This window comes from Aeromonas sp. PrichA-15 (assembly GCF_017939245.1).
GTDB lineage: Bacteria > Pseudomonadota > Gammaproteobacteria > Enterobacterales > Aeromonadaceae > Aeromonas > Aeromonas caviae.
Genome location: NZ_JAGKRH010000266.1, coordinates 1 through 768 on the forward strand (window position 1 = coordinate 1; position 768 = coordinate 768).

1 protein-coding gene and 1 pseudogene are annotated in these 768 nt (G+C 49.2%); one reads left to right on the plus strand and one right to left on the minus strand.

What is annotated here, in order from left to right; genetic code table 11:
• A pseudogene (locus tag J9889_RS20725) lies at positions 1-121 on the plus strand (IS630 family transposase); the annotation flags it as partial.
• 11 nt (positions 122-132) lie between these two features.
• Here the strand turns inward: J9889_RS20725 and J9889_RS20730 are convergent.
• Positions 133-387, minus strand: a complete 255-nt coding sequence (locus J9889_RS20730; protein WP_246878149.1) for a PAS domain-containing protein — start codon at positions 385-387, stop codon at positions 133-135.
• Positions 388-768: the final 381 nt, after the last annotated feature.

The window sequence follows — 768 nt, forward strand, 5'->3', positions numbered from 1 at the left end:
TGAAACCATCACGCGCAATCATCAATGCAGAGGGATGGCAAACCTGCTGGCCCGAGTGAAACACTTCATGGATACCGTGTCTCCTTTCCCGGGGAATGGCTATGGCACAGCGAAGGTGTAGCACTATTGGGATCAGTTATTTAGCCCCATCCATGAGCGGCCAGATTTTAATGTACTCCACATATGCTCAAATGCAGCAGGCGGCATATCTGGGTGTCTTACGATGTTGTGAGGCTGGCCTAATAGTTCTTCCTCAGTGAAACCACTGATTTTAATGAAGTCAGGATTAGCGTACGTGATATGGCTTTGAGGGGAGGTAGTCGAAAGAATATTGGCATCTTTTGGGAGTTCTAAGTTTCGACCCGTCACTGGTAAATTCTGGCGCATAAGAACCTCAAGGGTTGGCTGTTTTATTTTATTGTTTTCGGCATTAAGCCCAATTTCTTGAGCGTTACGATAAAGCTAAATAACTGATCCTAATAGTGCTACATCTTGCCGGAAGCCTTGTGGCGTAAGGAATTTGTGCAATCTGACGGCAACGCCTGAAGTGACAAGGCTCAGCGACGATGTGTGCTCCATGTCACCTGTAGAAGCGGTACGAGTACAGTGATCTACTATTCGGAACGTATCTATTCACCAGGACGGGGTTGACGGCATCAGTTCTGCCGGGATGGGATAATCTGTCTTCTCGATGCACGCCCTGACCACGGCCCTCAACCACTCCTGTGGGCAGCGGCCCAATCGCTTGCCGGTCTCCACCAACGACAG

Bases quoted from the DNA above. Each gene is read 5' to 3' on its own strand.
- J9889_RS20730 (WP_246878149.1), bottom strand. From the start codon at position 387: ATGCGCCAGAATTTACCAGTGACGGGTCGAAACTTAGAACTCCCAAAA.